Origin of the sequence: Escherichia sp. E.sYA108 (assembly GCF_011754335.1) — a bacterium.
Lineage (GTDB): Bacteria > Pseudomonadota > Gammaproteobacteria > Enterobacterales > Enterobacteriaceae > Escherichia > Escherichia coli.
The window spans coordinates 4873317-4894378 of sequence record NZ_JAAQVZ010000001.1; the positions used below are offsets into that span (position 1 = coordinate 4873317).

Genomic DNA, 21062 nt, shown 5'->3' on the forward strand with positions numbered 1-21062 from the left:
TCATGAAAATTCTGTAACCGTTTTCACGCGCTATCTGCTAAAAATGTTGCCGATGTGAAGTAAACATGGATGTAGTACGCCTGACGTGCCAGGCGAGGAGTGAGTGTGAAAGCGAAGAAGCAGGAAACTGCCGCGACCATGAAAGACGTTGCCCTCAAGGCAAAAGTCTCTACAGCGACCGTCTCCCGAGCATTAATGAATCCCGATAAAGTCTCCCAGGCCACTCGTAATCGGGTTGAAAAAGCGGCCCGGGAAGTGGGTTATTTACCACAGCCTATGGGGCGCAACGTCAAGCGTAATGAATCCCGCACTATTCTGGTGATTGTCCCGGATATCTGCGACCCTTTCTTTAGCGAAATTATTCGCGGTATCGAAGTTACGGCGGCAAATCACGGATATCTGGTGCTGATTGGCGACTGTGCGCATCAAAATCAGCAGGAAAAAACCTTTATCGATTTGATCATCACCAAGCAAATTGATGGCATGTTGCTGCTGGGTTCAAGGCTGCCGTTTGATGCCAGCATTGAGGAACAGCGTAATCTGCCGCCGATGGTGATGGCGAACGAATTTGCACCGGAACTGGAGCTACCTACAGTTCATATAGACAATCTGACCGCCGCATTTGATGCAGTAAATTATCTATATGAGCAAGGGCATAAACGGATTGGCTGTATAGCCGGTCCCGAAGAGATGCCGCTGTGTCACTACCGCCTGCAAGGCTACGTTCAGGCGCTGCGTCGCTGCGGCATTATGGTTGATCCGCAATACATCGCCCGTGGCGACTTCACCTTCGAAGCCGGAAGCAAAGCGATGCAGCAGTTGCTTGATCTTCCACAACCGCCTACTGCTGTCTTCTGCCATAGCGATGTGATGGCGCTCGGCGCACTTTCTCAGGCAAAACGCCAGGGGCTGAAAGTCCCGGAAGACCTTTCCATAATCGGTTTTGATAACATCGACCTGACGCAATTTTGTGATCCGCCGCTGACAACCATCGCGCAGCCGCGTTACGAAATCGGTCGGGAAGCTATGCTGTTATTGCTTGATCAAATGCAGGGGCAACACGTTGGCAGTGGCTCTCGTTTAATGGACTGCGAACTTATCATCCGGGGATCAACACGCGCGTTACCTTAAAGTAAACCTTTAAGACTGCCGTGACTGGTCAAAGGCCCGCCGCTTAAGTAACATGGCGGGCTGACGAACGAATAAATACAGCGAAACGATAGTGGCACAACGAGATTATGTACGCCGCAGCCAACCGGCACCTTCGCGGCGAAAAAAGAGCACCTCACGGAAAAAGCAACGAAATCTGCCTGCGGTTTCTCCCGCTATGGTCGCTATTGCTGCCGCCGTTCTTGTGACCTTTATCGGTGGTCTGTACTTCATTACGCATCACAAGAAAGAAGAGTCCGAGACGCTGCAAAGCCAGAAAGTGACCGGAAACGGACTACCACCAAAACCAGAAGAACGCTGGCGCTACATCAAAGAGCTGGAAAGTCGCCAGCCGGGTGTGCGTGCGCCTACAGAACCTTCTGCCGGTGGTGAAGTGAAAACGCCGGAGCAACTGACACCAGAACAACGCCAGCTTCTTGAGCAAATGCAGGCTGATATGCGCCAGCAGCCAACGCAGCTGGTTGAAGTTCCGTGGAATGAACAGACGCCGGAACAGCGTCAGCAAACGCTACAGCGCCAGCGTCAGGCGCAGCAATTAGCGGAGCAGCAACGCCTGGTTCAGCAGTCGCGTACGACTGAACAAAGCTGGCAGCAGCAGACGCGTACGTCGCAAGCCGCGCCGGTACAGGCGCAACCGCGCCAGTCTAAACCGGCTTCTACTCAGCAGCCGTACCAGGATCTGCTGCAAACCCCTGCGCACACGACCGCGCAGTCGAAGCCGCAGCAAGCTGCGCCGGTTGCTCGTGTCGCTGACGCGCCAAAACCGACGGCGGAGAAAAAAGACGAACGCCGCTGGATGGTGCAGTGCGGTTCGTTCAGAGGCGCGGAACAGGCAGAGACGGTACGTGCTCAGCTGGCGTTCGAAGGCTTTGACTCAAAAATTACCACCAACAATGGCTGGAATCGTGTGGTGATTGGCCCGGTGAAAGGCAAAGAGAACGCAGACAGCACCCTCAATCGCTTGAAGATGGCGGGTCATACAAACTGCATTCGGCTCGCCGCCGGGGGTTGAAACCCTCAAAATCCCCCCCATCTATAATTGCATTATGCCCCGTACTTTTGTACGGGGTTTGTACTCTGTATTCGTAACCAAGGGGTCAGCTCGTGACAACTATAGTAAGCGTACGCCGTAACGGCCATGTGGTCATCGCTGGTGATGGTCAGGCCACGTTGGGCAATACCGTAATGAAAGGCAACGTGAAAAAGGTCCGCCGTCTGTACAACGACAAAGTCATCGCGGGCTTTGCGGGCGGTACTGCGGATGCTTTTACGCTGTTCGAACTGTTTGAACGTAAACTGGAAATGCATCAGGGCCATCTGGTCAAAGCCGCCGTTGAGCTGGCGAAAGACTGGCGTACCGATCGCATGCTGCGCAAACTTGAAGCACTGCTGGCAGTCGCGGATGAAACTGCATCGCTTATCATCACCGGTAACGGTGACGTGGTGCAGCCAGAAAACGATCTTATTGCTATCGGCTCCGGCGGCCCTTACGCCCAGGCTGCGGCGCGCGCGCTGTTAGAAAACACTGAACTTAGCGCCCGTGAAATTGCTGAAAAGGCGTTGGATATTGCAGGCGACATTTGCATCTATACCAACCATTTCCACACCATCGAAGAATTAAGCTACAAAGCGTAAGGATCTCCCATGTCTGAAATGACCCCACGCGAAATCGTCAGCGAACTGGATAAGCACATCATCGGCCAGGACAACGCCAAGCGTTCTGTGGCGATTGCTCTGCGTAACCGCTGGCGTCGCATGCAGCTCAACGAAGAGCTGCGCCATGAAGTGACCCCGAAAAATATCCTGATGATCGGCCCGACCGGTGTCGGTAAAACTGAAATCGCCCGTCGCCTGGCTAAGCTGGCGAATGCGCCGTTCATCAAAGTTGAAGCGACCAAATTCACCGAAGTGGGCTATGTCGGTAAGGAAGTGGATTCTATTATTCGCGATCTGACCGATGCCGCCGTGAAAATGGTACGCGTCCAGGCTATCGAGAAAAACCGTTATCGCGCTGAAGAACTGGCAGAAGAACGTATTCTCGACGTACTGATCCCACCGGCTAAAAATAACTGGGGACAGACCGAACAGCAGCAGGAACCGTCCGCTGCTCGTCAGGCATTCCGCAAAAAACTGCGTGAAGGCCAGCTTGATGACAAAGAAATCGAGATCGATCTTGCCGCAGCACCGATGGGCGTTGAAATTATGGCTCCTCCGGGCATGGAAGAGATGACCAGCCAGCTGCAGTCCATGTTCCAGAACCTGGGCGGTCAGAAACAAAAAGCGCGTAAGCTGAAAATCAAAGACGCCATGAAGCTGCTGATTGAAGAAGAAGCGGCGAAACTGGTGAACCCGGAAGAGCTGAAGCAAGATGCTATCGACGCTGTTGAGCAGCACGGGATCGTGTTTATCGACGAAATCGACAAAATCTGTAAGCGCGGCGAGTCTTCCGGTCCAGATGTTTCTCGTGAAGGCGTTCAGCGTGACCTGCTGCCGCTGGTAGAAGGTTGCACTGTTTCCACCAAACATGGGATGGTCAAAACTGACCACATTCTGTTTATCGCTTCTGGCGCGTTCCAGATTGCGAAACCGTCTGACCTGATCCCGGAACTGCAAGGTCGTCTGCCAATCCGCGTTGAGCTGCAGGCACTGACCACCAGCGACTTCGAGCGTATTCTGACCGAGCCGAATGCCTCTATCACTGTGCAGTACAAAGCACTGATGGCAACTGAAGGCGTAAATATCGAGTTTACCGACTCCGGTATTAAGCGCATCGCGGAAGCGGCATGGCAGGTGAACGAATCTACCGAAAACATCGGTGCTCGTCGTTTACATACCGTTCTGGAGCGTTTAATGGAAGAGATTTCCTACGACGCCAGCGATTTAAGCGGTCAAACTATCACTATTGACGCAGATTATGTGAGCAAACATCTGGATGCGTTGGTGGCAGATGAAGATCTGAGCCGTTTTATCCTATAATCGCGTTCAATCATTTTCATCATTGTTTGATGGGGCTGAAAGGCCCCATTTTTATTGGCGCGTATTATGACTGAACAACAAATTAGCCGAACTCAGGCGTGGCTGGAAAGTTTACGACCTAAAACCCTCCCCCTCGCCTTTGCTGCAATTATCGTCGGGACGGCGCTGGCATGGTGGCAAGGTCACTTCGATCCACTGGTCGCCCTGCTGGCATTGATTACCGCCGGGCTATTACAGATCCTTTCTAACCTCGCCAATGATTACGGCGATGCGGTAAAAGGCAGCGATAAACCTGACCGCATTGGGCCGCTACGCGGCATGCAAAAAGGGGTCATTACCCAGCAAGAGATGAAACGGGCGCTCATTATTACCGTTGTGCTCATCTGTCTTTCCGGGCTGGCACTGGTTGCAGTGGCGTGCCATACGCTGGCCGATTTTGTCGGTTTCCTGATTCTTGGCGGGTTGTCGATCATTGCCGCTATCACCTACACCGTGGGCAATCGTCCTTATGGTTATATCGGTTTGGGTGATATTTCCGTACTGGTTTTCTTTGGCTGGTTGAGCGTCATGGGGAGCTGGTATTTACAGGCTCATACATTGATTCCGGCACTGATCCTTCCGGCAACCGCATGCGGCCTGCTGGCAACGGCAGTACTGAACATTAATAACCTGCGTGATATCAATAGCGACCGCGAAAACGGCAAAAACACGCTGGTGGTGCGCTTAGGCGCAGTAAACGCGCGTCGTTATCATGCCTGCCTGCTGATGGGCTCTCTGGTGTGTCTGGCGCTGTTTAATCTCTTTTCGCTGCATAGCCTGTGGGGCTGGCTGTTCCTGCTGGCGGCACCGTTGCTGGTGAAGCAAGCTCGTTATGTGATGCGCGAAATGGACCCGGTGGCGATGCGACCAATGCTGGAACGCACTGTCAAAGGAGCGTTACTGACTAACCTGCTGTTTGTTTTAGGGATATTCCTAAGCCAGTGGGCAGCATAACTGACAAATATCAATTAACAATTGATGATTTTGCCAACAGCCCACATAGCGCGATATACTGAAAATTCTCGCAGCAACTGAATGTTAAGCCTATGAAATACGATACTTCCGAGCTTTGTGACATCTATCAAGAAGATGTTAACGTCGTGGAACCGCTGTTCTCCAACTTTGGCGGACGGGCGTCGTTTGGCGGACAAATAATCACGGTAAAATGTTTCGAGGACAACGGGTTGCTGTACGATCTGCTCGAACAGAATGGCCGTGGTCGTGTTCTTGTCGTCGATGGCGGAGGTTCTGTTCGTCGCGCACTGGTCGATGCTGAACTGGCGCGTCTGGCAGTACAAAATGAATGGGAAGGTCTGGTCATTTACGGCGCGGTGCGTCAGGTAGATGACCTGGAAGAGTTGGATATCGGCATCCAGGCGATGGCGGCAATTCCGGTTGGTGCCGCTGGCGAAGGCATTGGCGAAAGCGATGTCCGCGTCAATTTTGGCGGTGTCACCTTCTTCTCCGGCGACCATCTTTATGCCGACAATACCGGGATTATTCTTTCAGAAGATCCGCTGGATATTGAATGATAAAAAAGGCACCGCAAGGTGCCTTTTTTCTGCGTTACCTGTTGGCCTACACAGTAAAGAAATTACGCGAAAGATGAAGTGTAATCAGACCTCTTCCATGCGACCCAGCAGGGCCTGCAGACGTTCCTGCCAGCCGTTCTGCTGTTCTTTCAGATGGTTGTTCTCACGCTCCAGCTCTTCGCGCTGATGCTGGGCATTTTGAACTTCCTGCGACAGTGAGTTGTTTTTTTCTTTCAGCTCTTCGATTTCCATCTGCAACAGAGTGATGGTATCAATCGCCTGCTGTACTTTTGCTTCCAGTTTCTCAAACACTTCTAATGACATTGTCATACCTCTCCTGAATTGCAAGGCGTTGATGGATAAAAATCCTCGTCCCGATTACCGGTGACGCCTTAATAAATACGAGCGCACTTTAGTTAGCTCCGATTGTATGAAGCCGCGCCATCGCTGTCCAGCGGCACGCCTTGCAGATTACGGTTTGCCACACTTTTCATCCTTCTCCTGGTGACATAATCCACACCAATCGAAAATGTTAATAAATTTGTTGCGCGAATGATCTAACAAACATGCATCATGTACAATCAGATGGAATAAATGGCGCGATAACGCTCATTTTATGACGAAGCACACACATTTTAAGTTCGATATTTCTCGTTTTTGCTCGTTAACGATAAGTTTACAGCATGCCTACAAGCATCGTGGAGGTCCGTGACTTTCACGCATACAACAAACATTAACTCTTCAGGATCCGATTATGAGTCAAACATCAACCTTGAAAGGCCAGTGCATTGCTGAATTCCTCGGTACCGGGTTGTTGATTTTTTTCGGTGTGGGTTGCGTTGCAGCACTAAAAGTCGCTGGTGCGTCTTTTGGTCAGTGGGAAATCAGTGTCATTTGGGGACTGGGGGTGGCAATGGCCATCTACCTGACCGCAGGGGTTTCCGGCGCGCATCTTAATCCCGCTGTTACCATTGCATTGTGGCTGTTTGCCTGTTTCGACAAGCGCAAAGTTATTCCTTTTATCGTTTCACAAGTTGCCGGCGCTTTCTGTGCTGCGGCTTTAGTTTACGGGCTTTACTACAATTTATTTTTCGACTTCGAGCAGACTCATCACATTGTTCGCGGCAGCGTTGAAAGTGTTGATCTGGCTGGCACTTTCTCTACTTACCCTAATCCTCATATCAATTTTGTGCAGGCTTTCGCAGTTGAGATGGTGATTACCGCTATTCTGATGGGGCTGATCCTGGCGTTAACGGACGATGGCAACGGTGTACCACGCGGCCCTTTGGCTCCCTTGCTGATTGGTCTACTGATTGCGGTCATTGGCGCATCTATGGGCCCATTGACGGGTTTTGCCATGAACCCAGCGCGTGACTTCGGTCCGAAAGTCTTTGCCTGGCTGGCGGGCTGGGGCAATGTCGCCTTTACCGGCGGCAGAGACATTCCTTACTTCCTGGTGCCGCTTTTTGGCCCTATCGTTGGCGCGATTGTAGGTGCATTTGCCTACCGCAAACTGATTGGTCGCCATTTGCCTTGCGATATCTGTGTTGTGGAAGAAAAGGAGACCACAACTCCTTCAGAACAAAAAGCTTCGCTGTAATATGACTACGGGACAATTAAACATGACTGAAAAAAAATATATCGTTGCGCTCGACCAGGGCACCACCAGCTCCCGCGCGGTCGTAATGGATCACGATGCCAATATCATTAGCGTGTCGCAGCGCGAATTTGAGCAAATCTACCCAAAACCAGGCTGGGTAGAACACGACCCAATGGAAATCTGGGCCACCCAAAGCTCCACGCTGGTAGAAGTGCTGGCGAAAGCCGATATCAGTTCCGATCAGATTGCAGCTATCGGTATTACGAACCAGCGTGAAACCACTATTGTCTGGGAAAAAGAAACCGGCAAGCCTATCTATAACGCCATTGTCTGGCAGTGCCGTCGTACCGCAGAAATCTGCGAACATCTCAAACGCGATGGCATGGAAGAGTACATTCGTAACAACACCGGTCTGGTGATTGACCCGTACTTCTCTGGCACCAAAGTGAAGTGGATCCTCGACCATGTGGAAGGCTCTCGCGAGCGTGCGCGTCGTGGTGAATTGCTGTTTGGTACGGTTGATACGTGGCTTATCTGGAAAATGACTCAGGGCCGTGTCCATGTGACCGATTACACCAACGCCTCTCGTACCATGTTGTTTAACATCCATAGTCTGGACTGGGACGACAAAATGCTGGAGGTGCTGGATATTCCACGCGAGATGCTGCCAGAAGTGCGTCGTTCTTCCGAAGTATACGGTCAGACTAACATTGGCGGCAAAGGCGGCACGCGTATTCCAATCTCCGGGATCGCCGGTGACCAGCAGGCGGCGCTGTTTGGTCAGTTGTGCGTGAAAGAAGGAATGGCGAAGAACACCTATGGCACTGGCTGCTTTATGCTGATGAACACTGGCGAGAAAGCGGTAAAATCAGAAAACGGCCTGCTGACCACCATCGCCTGCGGCCCGACTGGCGAAGTGAACTATGCGCTGGAAGGTGCAGTGTTTATGGCGGGCGCGTCCATTCAGTGGCTGCGCGATGAGATGAAGTTGATTAACGACGCCTACGATTCCGAATATTTCGCCACCAAAGTGCAAAACACCAATGGTGTGTATGTGGTTCCGGCCTTTACCGGGCTGGGTGCGCCATACTGGGATCCGTATGCACGCGGGGCGATTTTCGGTCTGACTCGTGGGGTGAACGCTAACCACATTATACGCGCGACGCTGGAGTCTATTGCTTATCAGACGCGTGACGTGCTGGAAGCAATGCAGGCCGACTCCGGTATTCGTCTGCACGCGCTGCGCGTGGACGGCGGTGCGGTGGCAAACAATTTCCTGATGCAGTTCCAGTCCGATATTCTCGGTACGCGCGTTGAGCGCCCGGAAGTGCGCGAAGTCACCGCTTTGGGTGCGGCCTATCTTGCTGGTCTGGCGGTTGGCTTCTGGCAGAATCTTGACGAGCTGCAAGAGAAAGCGGTGATTGAACGCGAGTTCCGTCCTGGCATCGAAACCACTGAGCGTAATTACCGTTACGCAGGCTGGAAAAAAGCGGTCAAACGCGCGATGGCATGGGAAGAACACGACGAGTAATAATGATTGCCTGATGCGACGCTTGCGCGTCTTATCAGGCCTACGAGTCGGATACACATCCGGCATCACACAGACTCTGAAACCGTGCGGGGGCAACCCCGCACACATCAATAATCCCGCCCTTCCCCTGTGCTACACTTCGCGCCATTCCTTACTGCTTAGAGTTTGCTATGAGACGAGAACTTGCCATCGAATTTTCCCGCGTCACCGAATCAGCAGCGCTGGCTGGCTACAAATGGTTAGGACGCGGCGATAAAAACACCGCGGACGGCGCGGCGGTAAACGCCATGCGTATTATGCTCAACCAGGTCAACATTGACGGCACCATCGTCATTGGTGAAGGTGAAATCGACGAAGCACCGATGCTCTACATTGGTGAAAAAGTCGGTACTGGTCGCGGCGACGCGGTAGATATTGCTGTTGATCCGATTGAAGGCACGCGCATGACGGCGATGGGCCAGGCTAACGCGCTGGCGGTGCTGGCAGTAGGCGATAAAGGCTGTTTCCTCAACGCGCCAGATATGTATATGGAGAAGCTGATCGTCGGACCGGGAGCCAAAGGCACCATTGATCTGAACCTGCCGCTGGCGGATAACCTGCGCAATGTTGCGGCGGCGCTCGGCAAACCGTTGAGCGAACTGACGGTAACGATTCTGGCAAAACCGCGCCACGATGCCGTTATCGCAGAAATGCAACAACTCGGCGTACGCGTATTTGCTATTCCGGATGGCGATGTGGCGGCCTCAATTCTCACCTGTATGCCGGACAGTGAAGTCGATGTACTGTACGGCATTGGCGGCGCGCCGGAAGGCGTGGTTTCTGCGGCGGTGATCCGCGCATTAGATGGTGACATGAACGGTCGTCTGCTGGCGCGTCATGACGTCAAAGGCGACAACGAAGAGAATCGTCGCATTGGCGAGCAGGAGCTGGCACGCTGCAAAGCGATGGGCATCGAAGCCGGTAAAGTATTGCGTTTGGGCGATATGGCGCGCAGCGACAACGTCATCTTCTCTGCCACCGGTATTACCAAAGGCGATCTGCTGGAAGGTATTAGCCGCAAAGGCAATATCGCCACCACCGAAACGCTGCTGATCCGTGGTAAATCACGCACCATTCGTCGCATTCAGTCCATCCACTATCTGGATCGTAAAGACCCGGAAATGCAGGTGCACATCCTCTGATTGATTTGATCGATTGAGCCTTCCAGTCCTTCGGGACTGGAATTTTTTTGTTCGGAGAACGAAGATAAGGCAAGTCAATCAAAACAGGAGAAAAACATGGCTGATTGGGTAACAGGCAAAGTCACTAAAGTGCAGAACTGGACCGACGCCCTGTTTAGTCTCACCGTTCACGCTCCCGTGCTTCCGTTTACCGCCGGGCAATTCACCAAACTTGGCCTTGAAATTGAAGGCGAACGCGTTCAGCGCGCCTACTCCTATGTTAACTCGCCCGATAATCCGGATCTGGAGTTTTACCTGGTCACCGTCCCCGATGGCAAATTAAGTCCACGACTGGCGGCACTGAAACCGGGCGATGAAGTGCAGGTGGTTAGCGAAGCCGCTGGCTTCTTTGTGCTGGATGAAGTACCAGATTGCGAAACGCTATGGATGCTGGCAACCGGTACAGCGATTGGCCCTTATTTATCGATTCTGCAATTGGGCAAAGATTTAGAACGCTTCAAAAACATGGTGCTGGTTCACGCCGCACGATATGCCGCCGACTTAAGCTATCTACCTCTGATGCAGGAACTGGAAAAACGCTACGAGGGGAAACTGCGCATTCAGACGGTGGTCAGTCGGGAAACGGCTGCGGGTTCGCTCACTGGGCGATTACCGGCGTTAATTGAAAGTGGTGAACTGGAAAGCGCGGTTGGCCTGCCGATGAATAAAGAAACCAGCCATGTGATGCTGTGCGGCAATCCACAGATGGTGCGCGATACACAACAGTTGCTGAAGGAGACCCGGCAGATGACGAAACATTTACGTCGCCGACCGGGCCATATGACAGCGGAGCATTACTGGTAAGCGGTTACTTGTCGATAAACGGCACGATCAAGAGATCCGCACTCAACTTATTGATCATCCCGCGATATGCCGGCATCAAACGGTTGATAAATGAGTGGTGATGACCACAGACAAGGAGGTCGCACTGCTCTTTTTGCATAATTTCCAGCAGTGTTTCCGGCATTTCTCCGCGTTCAATACGCAGTTTTGTCTTCGGCCATTGAATATTTTTCGTCAGTTTATACAGCTTGTTATCCGACTTATTCTTCAACAATTGAAGAATATCTTCTGTTGCAGGGAAGTAGATACCCGGATACAACTCGCTTAAGCCATCATCAATATGAATTAACGTCAGGTGAGCGTCATTATGTCTGGCGAGCTCCAGGGCTTTATTCACCAGTAAGGCATCTTCTTCATTCCCGGAAATTGCCACGCCAATGTGTTTATAAGCCATATTTAACTCCTTCTAAAGCAACTCCATCAAGCTAACGAACGCAGTGATAACTCAAAAATAATCATCTCGGCCTGGCATGAGAAGGTGAAGGCCGCATCAAGCTCAACTTGCCCTTCCAGATCCTTAATCTTATAGGCCACGCTGGCCCCTTCATCTGCAGAGGATGCAGCGGCGGCAAGCTCTTTCAGTTTGGTCATAAAGGACTCTGCTTCTTCGCGGGTGGCAAAAAAGCGCGAAAACTTACTGGTACAGTTGTCGTTATCAATCACCGTACCGATATCAATCGCACATCCTTTAGTACTGCATTTATCTACGACATCTTTCATAGGGCACCTCTGTATATTCGCCTCTCTGTCGATTACGACTTAAGAATAATGCGCCGTTAAAGGAAGAACAAACAAGTAATGATCTTATGGATTACCATTTTTTTTGATATTGCTTAAGGTGAAGAGTTCAGAAGGATTTTCCGGGCATTGTCACTTGCATCGTGGAAATAACAATCCCGGAAAAAAATAGCGATAAGAGATATATTAAAGGTTAATTACTTGATTTATTGTCGGCTTTATACTTCACATCCTGGGTATCTTTACCATATTTATTTTCGCCTTGTGTGCCAACAAACGCACCAAGATCGATAAGCATCATCACCAGAATCAACGTCGGGACAAAACGCCCCACCGCCCATTGCCAGACACCCGGTAAAATCGCCCAGTTACCCGCCAGCAGCATCCACGCCACAATCATCAGAAATGCCCATGCGCCGGAACGCCCGCGATCATGCAAGCGCTTAACGGTTACTGCCGCTGTTGGCCAAAGCGAGCACACAAGGCAAAACGCCGCGGTCTGAATATCGAGTAAATTTTTACCCGCCAGTGAGAAAAGCACCAGCATGCCTGCGAACCACAGGCCTATCCAAATCCAGAAATCACGGCGTCCAATACGCCCTTTAAATGAGAATAACCATTGCTGTATGGTCATGTAAGTTCCTTGATGGTTGTCTTTTCCAGGATTCTACCCTTTTGACAAGGGCGACAGATATCGTTTTAATCGGAGCCAGTCATAACAAAAGGTACTGTCAATGAAGCCAGGGTGTACGCTGTTTTTTCTCTTATGTTCTGCATTAACCGTTACAACAACGGCGCATGCACAAACACCAGATACGGCAACGACCGCGCCTTATCTGCTGGCTGGAGCCCCTACTTTCGATCTCTCCATCAGCCAGTTTCGAGAAGACTTTAACAGCCAGAATCCCAGCCTGCCACTGAACGAATTTCGTGCCATCGACAGCAGTCCCGACAAAGCCAATCTCACTCGTGCAGCAAGTAAAATTAACGAGAACTTGTATGCTTCTACTGCGCTGGAGCGCGGTACCTTAAAAATCAAAAGCATTCAAATAACCTGGCTACCCATCCAGGGGCCAGAGCAAAAAGCCGCGAAAGCGAAAGCTCAGGCATACATGGCAGCGGTGATCCGCACACTCACCCCATTAATGACCAAAACTCAAAGTCAGAAAAAACTGCAGTCGCTACTAACGGCGGGGAAAAACAAACGTTATTACACCGAGACAGAAGGTGCACTGCGTTATGTTGTCGCGGACAACGGCGAAAAGGGGCTGACCTTCGCTGTTGAACCGATTAAGCTGGCGCTATCTGAATCGCTTGAAGGTTTGAATAAATGACAAAAAGCAAAGCCTTTGTGCCGATGAATCTCTATACTGTTTCACAGACCTGCTGCCCTGCGGGGCGGCCATCTTCCTTTATTCGCTTATAAGCGTGGAGAATTAAAATGCGACATCCTTTAGTGATGGGTAACTGGAAACTGAACGGCAGCCGCCACATGGTTCACGAGCTGGTATCTAACCTGCGTAAAGAGCTGGCAGGTGTTGCTGGCTGTGCGGTTGCAATCGCACCACCGGAAATGTACATCGATATGGCGAAGCGTGAAGCTGAAGGCAGCCACATCATGCTGGGTGCGCAAAACGTGGACCTGAACCTGTCCGGCGCATTCACCGGTGAAACCTCTGCTGCTATGCTGAAAGACATCGGCGCACAGTACATCATCATCGGCCACTCTGAACGTCGTACTTACCACAAAGAATCTGACGAACTGATCGCGAAAAAATTCGCGGTGCTGAAAGAGCAGGGACTGACTCCGGTTCTGTGCATCGGTGAAACCGAAGCGGAAAACGAAGCGGGCAAAACTGAAGAAGTTTGTGCACGTCAGATCGACGCGGTACTGAAAACTCAGGGTGCTGCGGCATTCGAAGGTGCGGTTATCGCTTACGAACCTGTATGGGCAATCGGTACTGGCAAATCTGCAACTCCGGCTCAGGCACAGGCTGTTCACAAATTCATCCGTGACCACATTGCTAAAGTTGACGCTAACATCGCTGAACAAGTGATCATTCAGTACGGCGGCTCTGTAAACGCGTCTAACGCTGCAGAACTGTTTGCTCAGCCAGACATCGACGGCGCGCTGGTTGGCGGTGCTTCTCTGAAAGCTGACGCTTTCGCCGTGATCGTTAAAGCTGCAGAAGCGGCTAAACAGGCTTAAGTCTGACAGGTGCCGGATTTCATATCCGGCACTTACTTTCCTAAACTCCTCGCCTTAACGCAAAATCTCACACTGATGATCCTGGATTTCTTCGGCTGAAGCACGGTTCAGCGTCAGTAGATTTCGTTGTGTCGCCAGCAATACAAATGAGTTATCACTCTGCCGTACCATCGCCAGCCCGTAGCTTCCCATATGTTCCCGCGCCTCAGGCACTTCTTCCGCCAGCATCATAAATGGGCTGCGTTGTACCAGTTCGCTTTCCGTTACCCGACGCGCCAGGTACTCATGCCCACGCAAACCACCTGGCAGTGGCAACCAGCGGCTACTGATGTTCGCCAGATTGTTATCCAGCTGTTCGCGCACATCAGGACGAATACAAGAAATATGAATATGAAAATGGTTTTGCGTACGCCCGGTGCGGGAGTTGATCGCCAGAGATACCGCGCGATCGGGAACAGGCTGGCCGTATTTTTGGCTCATAAAATCACGCGCCTGCCAGGCTAACCAGAAAAAATTAGGCGTTGACGGATCGGTCAACAATGGGCTTTCAGTACCGTTAATACGGTACGTTGGCATCAACAGATATTGCAGTGGGCCATGACGATCTTTTAAAACCACGTATCCGGCGTTGGGTTTGACTTCCGCACATGGCGACGGGTTTTGGTTTTCCTGCTGGTTGGGCAAACATTGCTCAAGAACAATCTTACGTAACGTGTCTGACTCTTCACCGGTTAATTTCCAGTAACCAATACCGGCAGCCACAACGGCGATAACTATCATCACCAAAAAAAGAAGACCCGCTTTTTTCATCTTTTTTTCCCTGTACCTCAAAGAGATGCAAGGGTAACGCAAAATCGTGACAAATAAAAAACCCAGTCGCGAGAAACCACCGGGCTTGATAATTATCCTGGGGAAATCAGCGTTTGCTGATCTGATCGAACGTACCGCCGTTAGCAAAATGCTCTTTTTGCGCTTTCGTCCAGCCGCCGAACTCTTCATCAATGGTGAATAACTTCAATTTTGGAAACGCATTTTCGTACTTTTTCGCTACCTCAGCGTCGCGCGGACGGTAGTAGTTTTTCGCTGCAATTTCCTGACCTTCTGGCGAGTAGAGATATTTCAGGTAGGCTTCCGCCACCTCTTTGGTGCCTTTTTTCTCGACCACTTTATTGACCACCGACACGGTTGGCTCTGCGAGGATAGACTCACTCGGCGTGACGATTTCGAATTTATCTTTCCCCAGTTCATTCGCTGCCAGCAGAGCTTCATTTTCCCAGGCAATCAGTACATCGCCAATTCCGCGCTCGACAAAAGTGTTAGTGGATCCGCGCGCGCCAGAATCCAGAACTTCGACGTTTTTATACAGTGCCCGAACAAAATCCTGTGCTTTTGCCTGATCGTTGTTGTTGTGATGCAGCGCGTAGCCCCAGGCTGCCAGGTAATTCCAGCGCGCGCCACCAGAGCTTTTCGGATTAGGCGTGATCACCGAAACACCCGGTTTAATCAGATCGTTCCAGTCATGGATCTGCTTCGGATTACCCTTACGTACCAGGAAAACAATGGTGGAAGTGTACGGTGCGGAATTATCCGGCAGACGTTTGATCCACTCTTTATCAATCCGCCCGCGTTCCGCAATTGCGTCCACGTCATAGGCCAGAGCCAGAGTGACAACATCAGCTTCAATACCGTTGATTACCGACGTCGCTTGTTTGCCTGAACCACCGTGTGACTGACGAATCACCACGTTATCGCCAGTTTGCTGTTTCCAGTGGGCGCTGAATGCCTTGTTGTACTGTTCGTACAATTCGCGCGTTGGATCATATGAAACGTTAAGAAGCTGAATATCCTTTGCCATAACGCTGGTTGCCGCCAGCAAAAATGTTAACCCTACGCCCCACTTTTTCATCGCCCGACTCTCTTATGTTGTGTTGTGATGAGCAAAGCGTGCCAGAAGGTTGACCAAACATTAAAGAATAAAAAAAGATTGGCTATAACTTGCGAGTATATGTTGGGGGATTAAAAAGGCGGAAGAAATCCGCCTCATATTGCTGACAAAGTGCGCTTTGTCCATGCCGGATGCGGCACAAACGCCTTATCCGGCCTACAAAAGTTTGCAAATTCAATAGATTACAGAATTCATGTAGGCCTGATAAGCGAAGCGCATCAGGCCTTTTTGCTTCTGTCATCGGTTTCAGGCTAAAGGAATCTGCCTTTTTCCGAAATCATTAATACAGTTTTTTCGCGCAGTCCAGCCAGTCGCCTTTGAACGGACGCTTCATGTTTTCGATAGCGTCGATGATGTCGTGGTGAACCAGCTGTTCGTTCTGGATACCTACGCAACGACCACCGTAACCTGCCAGCAGCAGCTCGATAGCGTAAGCGCCCATACGGGAAGCCAGAATACGGTCGTAAGGCACCGGAGAACCACCGCGCTGGATGTGGCCCAGCACAGTTGCGCGGGTTTCACGACCGGTTTCTTTCTCGATGAAATGCGCCAGTTCGTCAACATCACACATATGTTCGGTAATCGCCACGATCGCGTGTTTTTTACCTTTCGCGATACCCGCTTTGATTTCGTTTACCAGGTCTTCACGGCTGAATTCAACTTCCGGAACCACAACGAATTCACAGCCGCCGGCAATAGCCGCAGCCAACGTCAGATCGCCACAATAACGGCCCATCACTTCCACCACGGAAATACGCTGGTGAGAAGAAGAGGTGTCACGCAGACGGTCGATCGCTTCTACAACGGTGCTCAGCGCAGTGAAGAAACCGATAGTGTAGTCAGTGCCTTTGATGTCGTTGTCGATAGTGCCCGGCAGGCCGATGCACGGGAAGCCCATTTCGGTCAGACGCATTGCACCCATGTAGGAACCGTCACCGCCGATAACCACCAGCGCGTCGATCCCACGTTTTTTCAGGTTTTCGATAGCCACGGCGCGGATGTTCTCGTCGCGGAATTCCGGGAAACGCGCAGAACCGAGGAACGTACCACCACGGTTGATCATGTCAGAAACGCTGTAACGGTCTAGCTGTACCATACGGTCTTCATACAGACCCAGATAGCCGTCATAAATGCCCATTACTTCCAGACCTTCTGTCAGCGCAGAACGAACAACCCCGCGAATTGCGGCGTTCATGCCTGGCGCATCACCGCCGCTTGTCAACACACCGATTTTCTTAATCATGACTACCTCTGAACTTTGGAATGCAAAATGAAATCTGTTGCCGGAAGTCTTCTTGCACATCGAAGTGATCCAACGAATGTGCAAATAGTATAACAATCACTTCCTGCTGAATTGATTCAGGTCAGGCCAAATGGCGGTATTTTATACACAAAATGCGGGTCTGGCTCTCTTTTATACTGATTATGAAAGCATAGACCGTTTACCCTCCCTGGGTACGACGGAACAGGGGTCCTGATGGATAATCACATCCGATCCCGGAAAACGCCGTAAAATAGCCTGCTCTACCTGATCCGCCACCATATGTGCCTGAACCAAAGGCAGAGAGTCTTCCATTTCCAAATGAATCTGAATAAAGCGGGTCGGCCCTGACTGCCGCGTGCGAAGATCGTGAGCGCCGCTAACACCCGGCCAGGAAGTCACGATATCAATAATTTCTTGCCGTTCCTCATCAGGCAATGCGCGATCCAGTAATGACTGTACCGCCTCATATCCCATGCGTAACGCGCTATATAAAATATAGATGCCGATCCCCAATGCAAACAGAGCATCGGCGCGATGCCAGCCGTACCAGGACAACCCCAGCGCCAGCAGAATTGCGCCGTTCATCATAACATCAGACTGGTAATGTAGCATATCAGCCCGCACCGCCTGGCTTTGCGTCCGGCGCACCACCCAACGCTGAAACGAGACAAGGATAATCGTACAAATTAGCGCCACAATTGTCACGATAACCCCGACGCCTGGATCTGTCATCGGTGTTGGAGATACCAGATGTTGAATACCCGTCAAAAACAGGAATAGTGCCGAACCGGAGATAAACATACTTTGCGCCAGCGCCGCGAGGGACTCAGCTTTACCGTGACCAAACGAGTGATTATCGTCGGCAGGTTGCAGGGAATATCGCACCACCAGTAAATTCGTCAACGACGCGCCGATATCCACCAGCGAATCCACCAGCGCGGCGAGAATACTCACCGACCCGGTATACCACCATGCAAAAATTTTAATCAGCAATAGCAGCGAAGCCATCGCCGTCGCAGCAATCGCCGCCCGACTGACCAGCCGTCCATAAGATTGATTCATAAATACTCCCGCTATCAACTGACGGTAGTATAACGGAAGCAAATCATCTGCAATGCATTAAGCAGCAGGCAAATTGAGGATAAAAAAAACCCCCACATCATGTGGGGGAAGACAGGGATGGTGTCTATGGCAAGGAAAACAGGGTTTACTACTGGGAACGTGAGTTGCTACTACTCAATAGCTTCAACGATGAACTTTTTTGCCATTGCGTCACGTCGCGCAACTGCTCCATTCGTTGTTGATGTTTCTCGTTTAAAACCGCTTGCTGCTCCGGCGTTAACAGGCGATACATTTGGTTGCGGACTTTTGCCATCTCAACCTGACGAGCTATTTGCTCATTCGCCATTTTTTCTGCCTGTGCGCGCACAGCGTTTTCATCAAAATTTTCTGCGGTGACAAGGCGATGCATTGTCTCCAGTTCGCTAACATTAACAGGAGGCTGTTCGTGCCGGGCCTGTTGCATAAGATCTCGCATCTGCTGACGCTGATGTTCGGTTAAACTTATGCCGTCGAACATATGGCTCTGCGTACTGCGCTGCGTAAGTTCTTCACCCGGATGCCAGTTATCGCCTGAACCGACTTCAGCAGCGTGGCTTAATGAACTGACTGCCAGCGTTGAGGCCATGACGGCAGCGGTAACTATGCGCATCATTTGCTCCCAAAATCTTTCTGTCGCGATTCAACGATAGAGAGTTTACGATTCAGGCTGCAAACATGCGTCAGGGGGTGTAAAACAACGTAAAGTCATGGATTAGCGACGTCTGATGACGTAATTTCTGCCTCGGAGGTATTTAAACAATGAATAAAATCCTGTTAGTTGATGATGACCGAGAGCTGACTTCCCTATTAAAGGAGCTGCTCGAGATGGAAGGCTTCAACGTGATTGTTGCCCACGATGGGGAACAGGCGCTTGATCTTCTGGACGACAGCATTGATTTACTTTTGCTTGATGTAATGATGCCGAAGAAAAATGGTATCGACACATTAAAAGCACTTCGCCAGACACACCAGACGCCTGTCATTATGTTGACGGCGCGCGGCAGTGAACTTGATCGCGTTCTCGGGCTTGAGCTGGGCGCAGATGACTATCTCCCGAAACCGTTTAATGATCGTGAGCTGGTGGCACGTATTCGCGCGATCCTGCGCCGTTCGCACTGGAGCGAACAACAGCAAAACAACGACAACGGTTCACCGACACTGGAAGTTGATGCCTTAAGTCTCAATCCTGGTCGCCAGGAAGCCAGCTTCGACGGGCAAACGCTGGAGTTAACCGGTACTGAGTTTACCCTGCTCTATTTGCTGGCACAGCATCTGGGTCAGGTGGTTTCCCGTGAGCATTTAAGCCAGGAAGTGCTGGGCAAGCGCCTGACGCCTTTCGACCGCGCTATCGATATGCACATTTCCAACCTGCGTCGTAAACTGCCGGATCGTAAAGATGGTCACCCGTGGTTTAAAACCCTGCGTGGTCGCGGCTATCTGATGGTTTCTGCTTCATGATAGGCAGCTTAACCGCGCGCATCTTCGCCATCTTCTGGCTGACGCTGGCGCTGGTGTTGATGTTGGTTTTGATGTTACCCAAGCTCGATTCACGCCAGATGACCGAGCTTCTGGATAGCGAACAGCGTCAGGGTCTGATGATTGAGCAGCATGTCGAAGCGGAGCTGGCGAACGATCCGCCCAACGATTTAATGTGGTGGCGGCGTCTGTTCCGGGCGATTGATAAGTGGGCACCGCCAGGACAGCGTTTGTTATTGGTGACCACCGAAGGCCGCGTGATCGGCGCTGAACGCAGCGAAATGCAGATCATTCGTAACTTTATTGGTCAGGCCGATAACGCCGATCATCCGCAGAAGAAAAAGTATGGCCGCGTGGAACTGGTCGGTCCGTTCTCCGTGCGTGATGGCGAAGATAATTACCAACTTTATCTGATTCGTCCGGCCAGCAGTTCTCAATCCGATTTCATAAACTTACTGTTTGACCGCCCGCTATTACTGCTGATTGTCACCATGCTGGTCAGTACGCCGCTGCTGTTGTGGTTGGCCTGGAGTCTGGCAAAACCGGCGCGTAAGCTGAAAAACGCTGCCGATGAAGTTGCCCAGGGAAACTTACGCCAGCACCCGGAACTGGAAGCGGGGCCACAGGAATTCCTTGCCGCCGGTGCCAGTTTTAACCAGATGGTCACCGCGCTGGAGCGCATGATGACCTCTCAGCAGCGTCTACTTTCTGATATCTCTCACGAACTGCGCACCCCGCTGACGCGTCTGCAACTGGGTACGGCGTTACTGCGCCGTCGTAGCGGTGAAAGCAAGGAACTGGAGCGTATTGAAACTGAAGCGCAACGTCTGGACAGCATGATCAACGATCTGTTGGTGATGTCACGTAATCAGCAGAAAAATGCGCTGGTTAGCGAGACCATCAAAGCCAACCAGTTGTGGAGTGAAGTGCTGGATAACGCGGCGTTCGAAGCCGAGCAAATGGGCAAGTCGTTGACGGTTAACTTCCCACCTGGGCCGTGGCCGCTGTACGGCAACCCGAACGCCCTGGAAAGTGCGCTGGAAAACATTGTTCGTAATGCTCTGCGTTATTCCCATACGAAGATTGAAGTGGGCTTTGCGGTAGATAAAGACGGTATCACCATTACGGTGGACGACGATGGTCCTGGCGTTAGCCCGGAAGATCGCGAACAGATTTTCCGTCCGTTCTATCGGACCGACGAAGCACGCGATCGTGAATCTGGCGGTACAGGTTTGGGGCTGGCGATTGTTGAAACCGCCATTCAGCAGCATCGTGGCTGGGTGAAGGCAGAAGACAGCCCGCTGGGCGGTTTACGGCTGGTGATTTGGTTGCCGCTGTATAAGCGGAGTTAAACTCCGCATTTGTAGGCAGGATAAGGCGTTTACGCCGCATCCGGCATTTGAGCAGGATGCCTGATG

23 protein-coding genes are annotated in these 21062 nt (G+C 51.4%); 14 read left to right on the top strand and 9 right to left on the bottom strand.

Annotation, left to right across the window (positions count from 1 at the left end; all coding sequences use genetic code 11):
• The first annotated feature begins 105 nt into the window (after positions 1-105).
• The 6 genes from cytR (at position 106) to rraA (ending at position 5717) form a co-directional block, all read left to right on the top strand.
• Positions 106-1131, top strand: a complete 1026-nt coding sequence (cytR, locus tag HBM92_RS23265) for a DNA-binding transcriptional regulator CytR (RefSeq protein WP_000644904.1) — start codon at positions 106-108, stop codon at positions 1129-1131.
• A gap of 91 nt (positions 1132-1222) precedes the next feature.
• Positions 1223-2182, top strand: a complete 960-nt coding sequence (gene ftsN, locus HBM92_RS23270) for a cell division protein FtsN (RefSeq protein ID WP_000068846.1) — start codon at positions 1223-1225, stop codon at positions 2180-2182.
• Positions 2183-2274: 92 nt separating this feature from the next.
• Positions 2275-2805, top strand: a complete 531-nt coding sequence (gene hslV / locus HBM92_RS23275; protein WP_000208242.1) for an ATP-dependent protease subunit HslV — start codon at positions 2275-2277, stop codon at positions 2803-2805.
• A gap of 9 nt (positions 2806-2814) precedes the next feature.
• Entirely contained in the window at positions 2815-4146 is a 1332-nt protein-coding gene (gene hslU, locus HBM92_RS23280; protein ID WP_001293344.1) for an HslU--HslV peptidase ATPase subunit, read from the top strand.
• 66 nt (positions 4147-4212) lie between these two features.
• Positions 4213-5139: a 1,4-dihydroxy-2-naphthoate polyprenyltransferase gene (gene menA, locus HBM92_RS23285; RefSeq protein ID WP_001305044.1), complete on the top strand. Its 927-nt coding sequence runs from the start codon at positions 4213-4215 to the stop codon at positions 5137-5139.
• A 92-nt stretch (positions 5140-5231) separates the two neighbouring features.
• Entirely contained in the window at positions 5232-5717 is a 486-nt protein-coding gene (gene rraA, locus HBM92_RS23290) for a ribonuclease E activity regulator RraA (RefSeq protein WP_000872908.1), read from the top strand.
• 84 nt (positions 5718-5801) lie between these two features.
• On the opposite strand, the gene zapB is transcribed toward rraA, so the two are convergent.
• Positions 5802-6047, bottom strand: a complete 246-nt coding sequence (gene zapB, locus HBM92_RS23295) for a septal ring assembly protein ZapB (protein ID WP_001296623.1) — start codon at positions 6045-6047, stop codon at positions 5802-5804.
• A gap of 424 nt (positions 6048-6471) precedes the next feature.
• On the opposite strand from zapB, the gene glpF reads away from it, so the two are divergent.
• The 4 genes from glpF to fpr all read left to right on the top strand — a co-directional run bounded on the left by glpF (position 6472) and on the right by fpr (position 10872).
• A complete protein-coding gene (glpF, locus tag HBM92_RS23300) occupies positions 6472-7317 on the top strand; it encodes a glycerol uptake facilitator protein GlpF (protein ID WP_000084268.1) in 846 nt (281 codons plus the stop codon).
• Positions 7318-7339: 22 nt separating this feature from the next.
• Positions 7340-8848 carry a glycerol kinase GlpK gene (glpK, locus tag HBM92_RS23305; protein ID WP_000136799.1) on the top strand — a complete coding sequence of 503 codons (1509 nt, stop codon included), beginning with the start codon at positions 7340-7342 and terminating at the stop codon, positions 8846-8848.
• Positions 8849-9018: 170 nt separating this feature from the next.
• Positions 9019-10029 carry a class II fructose-bisphosphatase gene (gene glpX, locus HBM92_RS23310; RefSeq protein WP_001250644.1) on the top strand — a complete coding sequence of 337 codons (1011 nt, stop codon included), beginning with the start codon at positions 9019-9021 and terminating at the stop codon, positions 10027-10029.
• A gap of 96 nt (positions 10030-10125) precedes the next feature.
• Positions 10126-10872, top strand: a complete 747-nt coding sequence (gene fpr, locus HBM92_RS23315) for a ferredoxin--NADP(+) reductase (RefSeq protein ID WP_000796345.1) — start codon at positions 10126-10128, stop codon at positions 10870-10872.
• Positions 10873-10876: 4 nt separating this feature from the next.
• Here the strand turns inward: fpr and uspD are convergent, their stop codons facing one another.
• The 3 genes from uspD to HBM92_RS23330 all read right to left on the bottom strand — a co-directional run bounded on the left by uspD (position 10877) and on the right by HBM92_RS23330 (position 12283).
• Positions 10877-11305, bottom strand: a complete 429-nt coding sequence (uspD, locus tag HBM92_RS23320) for a universal stress protein UspD (protein WP_000323555.1) — start codon at positions 11303-11305, stop codon at positions 10877-10879.
• Between the two features lie 26 nt (positions 11306-11331).
• Positions 11332-11631: a DUF406 domain-containing protein gene (locus HBM92_RS23325; RefSeq protein ID WP_000655986.1), complete on the bottom strand. Its 300-nt coding sequence runs from the start codon at positions 11629-11631 to the stop codon at positions 11332-11334.
• Positions 11632-11842: 211 nt separating this feature from the next.
• A complete protein-coding gene (locus HBM92_RS23330; protein ID WP_000155265.1) occupies positions 11843-12283 on the bottom strand; it encodes a DUF805 domain-containing protein in 441 nt (146 codons plus the stop codon).
• A 100-nt stretch (positions 12284-12383) separates the two neighbouring features.
• On the opposite strand from HBM92_RS23330, the gene HBM92_RS23335 reads away from it, so the two are divergent.
• Both HBM92_RS23335 and tpiA read left to right on the top strand, forming a co-directional pair.
• Positions 12384-12983: a YiiQ family protein gene (locus HBM92_RS23335; RefSeq protein WP_000802217.1), complete on the top strand. Its 600-nt coding sequence runs from the start codon at positions 12384-12386 to the stop codon at positions 12981-12983.
• Positions 12984-13090: 107 nt separating this feature from the next.
• Entirely contained in the window at positions 13091-13858 is a 768-nt protein-coding gene (tpiA, locus tag HBM92_RS23340; RefSeq protein ID WP_001216325.1) for a triose-phosphate isomerase, read from the top strand.
• A 54-nt stretch (positions 13859-13912) separates the two neighbouring features.
• On the opposite strand, the gene cdh is transcribed toward tpiA, so the two are convergent.
• From cdh to cpxP, 5 genes are all read right to left on the bottom strand, one after another.
• Positions 13913-14668: a CDP-diacylglycerol diphosphatase gene (cdh, locus tag HBM92_RS23345; protein WP_001298413.1), complete on the bottom strand. Its 756-nt coding sequence runs from the start codon at positions 14666-14668 to the stop codon at positions 13913-13915.
• A gap of 106 nt (positions 14669-14774) precedes the next feature.
• Positions 14775-15764: a sulfate/thiosulfate ABC transporter substrate-binding protein Sbp gene (sbp, locus tag HBM92_RS23350; protein ID WP_000758729.1), complete on the bottom strand. Its 990-nt coding sequence runs from the start codon at positions 15762-15764 to the stop codon at positions 14775-14777.
• Between the two features lie 319 nt (positions 15765-16083).
• Complete coding sequence (pfkA, locus tag HBM92_RS23355; protein WP_001318165.1) at positions 16084-17046, bottom strand: 6-phosphofructokinase; 963 nt, start codon at positions 17044-17046, stop codon at positions 16084-16086.
• A gap of 180 nt (positions 17047-17226) precedes the next feature.
• Complete coding sequence (gene fieF, locus HBM92_RS23360) at positions 17227-18129, bottom strand: CDF family cation-efflux transporter FieF (RefSeq protein WP_001076748.1); 903 nt, start codon at positions 18127-18129, stop codon at positions 17227-17229.
• A 148-nt stretch (positions 18130-18277) separates the two neighbouring features.
• Positions 18278-18778 carry a cell-envelope stress modulator CpxP gene (cpxP, locus tag HBM92_RS23365; protein WP_001223800.1) on the bottom strand — a complete coding sequence of 167 codons (501 nt, stop codon included), beginning with the start codon at positions 18776-18778 and terminating at the stop codon, positions 18278-18280.
• 149 nt (positions 18779-18927) lie between these two features.
• On the opposite strand from cpxP, the gene cpxR reads away from it, so the two are divergent.
• Both cpxR and cpxA read left to right on the top strand, forming a co-directional pair.
• On the top strand, positions 18928-19626 hold the full coding sequence (cpxR, locus tag HBM92_RS23370) for an envelope stress response regulator transcription factor CpxR (RefSeq protein ID WP_001033719.1): 699 nt from the start codon (positions 18928-18930) through the stop codon (positions 19624-19626).
• On the top strand, positions 19623-20996 hold the full coding sequence (cpxA, locus tag HBM92_RS23375) for an envelope stress sensor histidine kinase CpxA (protein ID WP_000580417.1): 1374 nt from the start codon (positions 19623-19625) through the stop codon (positions 20994-20996). Before cpxR ends, cpxA begins: the two co-directional genes overlap by 4 nt.
• Positions 20997-21062 lie beyond the last annotated feature (66 nt).

What these genes read in the sequence shown, in the direction of transcription:
- hslU (WP_001293344.1), top strand. Translation starts at nt 2,815, where the DNA reads ATGTCTGAAATGACCCCACGCGAAATCGTCAGCGAACTGGATAAGCAC.
- menA (WP_001305044.1), top strand. Translation starts at nt 4,213, where the DNA reads ATGACTGAACAACAAATTAGCCGAACTCAGGCGTGGCTGGAAAGTTTA.
- rraA (WP_000872908.1), top strand. Translation starts at nt 5,232, where the DNA reads ATGAAATACGATACTTCCGAGCTTTGTGACATCTATCAAGAAGATGTT.
- zapB (WP_001296623.1), bottom strand. Translation starts at nt 6,047, where the DNA reads ATGACAATGTCATTAGAAGTGTTTGAGAAACTGGAAGCAAAAGTACAG.
- glpF (WP_000084268.1), top strand. Translation starts at nt 6,472, where the DNA reads ATGAGTCAAACATCAACCTTGAAAGGCCAGTGCATTGCTGAATTCCTC.
- glpK (WP_000136799.1), top strand. Translation starts at nt 7,340, where the DNA reads ATGACTGAAAAAAAATATATCGTTGCGCTCGACCAGGGCACCACCAGC.
- glpX (WP_001250644.1), top strand. Translation starts at nt 9,019, where the DNA reads ATGAGACGAGAACTTGCCATCGAATTTTCCCGCGTCACCGAATCAGCA.
- fpr (WP_000796345.1), top strand. Translation starts at nt 10,126, where the DNA reads ATGGCTGATTGGGTAACAGGCAAAGTCACTAAAGTGCAGAACTGGACC.
- uspD (WP_000323555.1), bottom strand. Translation starts at nt 11,305, where the DNA reads ATGGCTTATAAACACATTGGCGTGGCAATTTCCGGGAATGAAGAAGAT.
- HBM92_RS23325 (WP_000655986.1), bottom strand. Translation starts at nt 11,631, where the DNA reads ATGAAAGATGTCGTAGATAAATGCAGTACTAAAGGATGTGCGATTGAT.
- HBM92_RS23330 (WP_000155265.1), bottom strand. Translation starts at nt 12,283, where the DNA reads ATGACCATACAGCAATGGTTATTCTCATTTAAAGGGCGTATTGGACGC.
- HBM92_RS23335 (WP_000802217.1), top strand. Translation starts at nt 12,384, where the DNA reads ATGAAGCCAGGGTGTACGCTGTTTTTTCTCTTATGTTCTGCATTAACC.
- tpiA (WP_001216325.1), top strand. Translation starts at nt 13,091, where the DNA reads ATGCGACATCCTTTAGTGATGGGTAACTGGAAACTGAACGGCAGCCGC.
- cdh (WP_001298413.1), bottom strand. Translation starts at nt 14,668, where the DNA reads ATGAAAAAAGCGGGTCTTCTTTTTTTGGTGATGATAGTTATCGCCGTT.
- sbp (WP_000758729.1), bottom strand. Translation starts at nt 15,764, where the DNA reads ATGAAAAAGTGGGGCGTAGGGTTAACATTTTTGCTGGCGGCAACCAGC.
- pfkA (WP_001318165.1), bottom strand. Translation starts at nt 17,046, where the DNA reads ATGATTAAGAAAATCGGTGTGTTGACAAGCGGCGGTGATGCGCCAGGC.
- fieF (WP_001076748.1), bottom strand. Translation starts at nt 18,129, where the DNA reads ATGAATCAATCTTATGGACGGCTGGTCAGTCGGGCGGCGATTGCTGCG.
- cpxP (WP_001223800.1), bottom strand. Translation starts at nt 18,778, where the DNA reads ATGCGCATAGTTACCGCTGCCGTCATGGCCTCAACGCTGGCAGTCAGT.
- cpxR (WP_001033719.1), top strand. Translation starts at nt 18,928, where the DNA reads ATGAATAAAATCCTGTTAGTTGATGATGACCGAGAGCTGACTTCCCTA.
- cpxA (WP_000580417.1), top strand. Translation starts at nt 19,623, where the DNA reads ATGATAGGCAGCTTAACCGCGCGCATCTTCGCCATCTTCTGGCTGACG.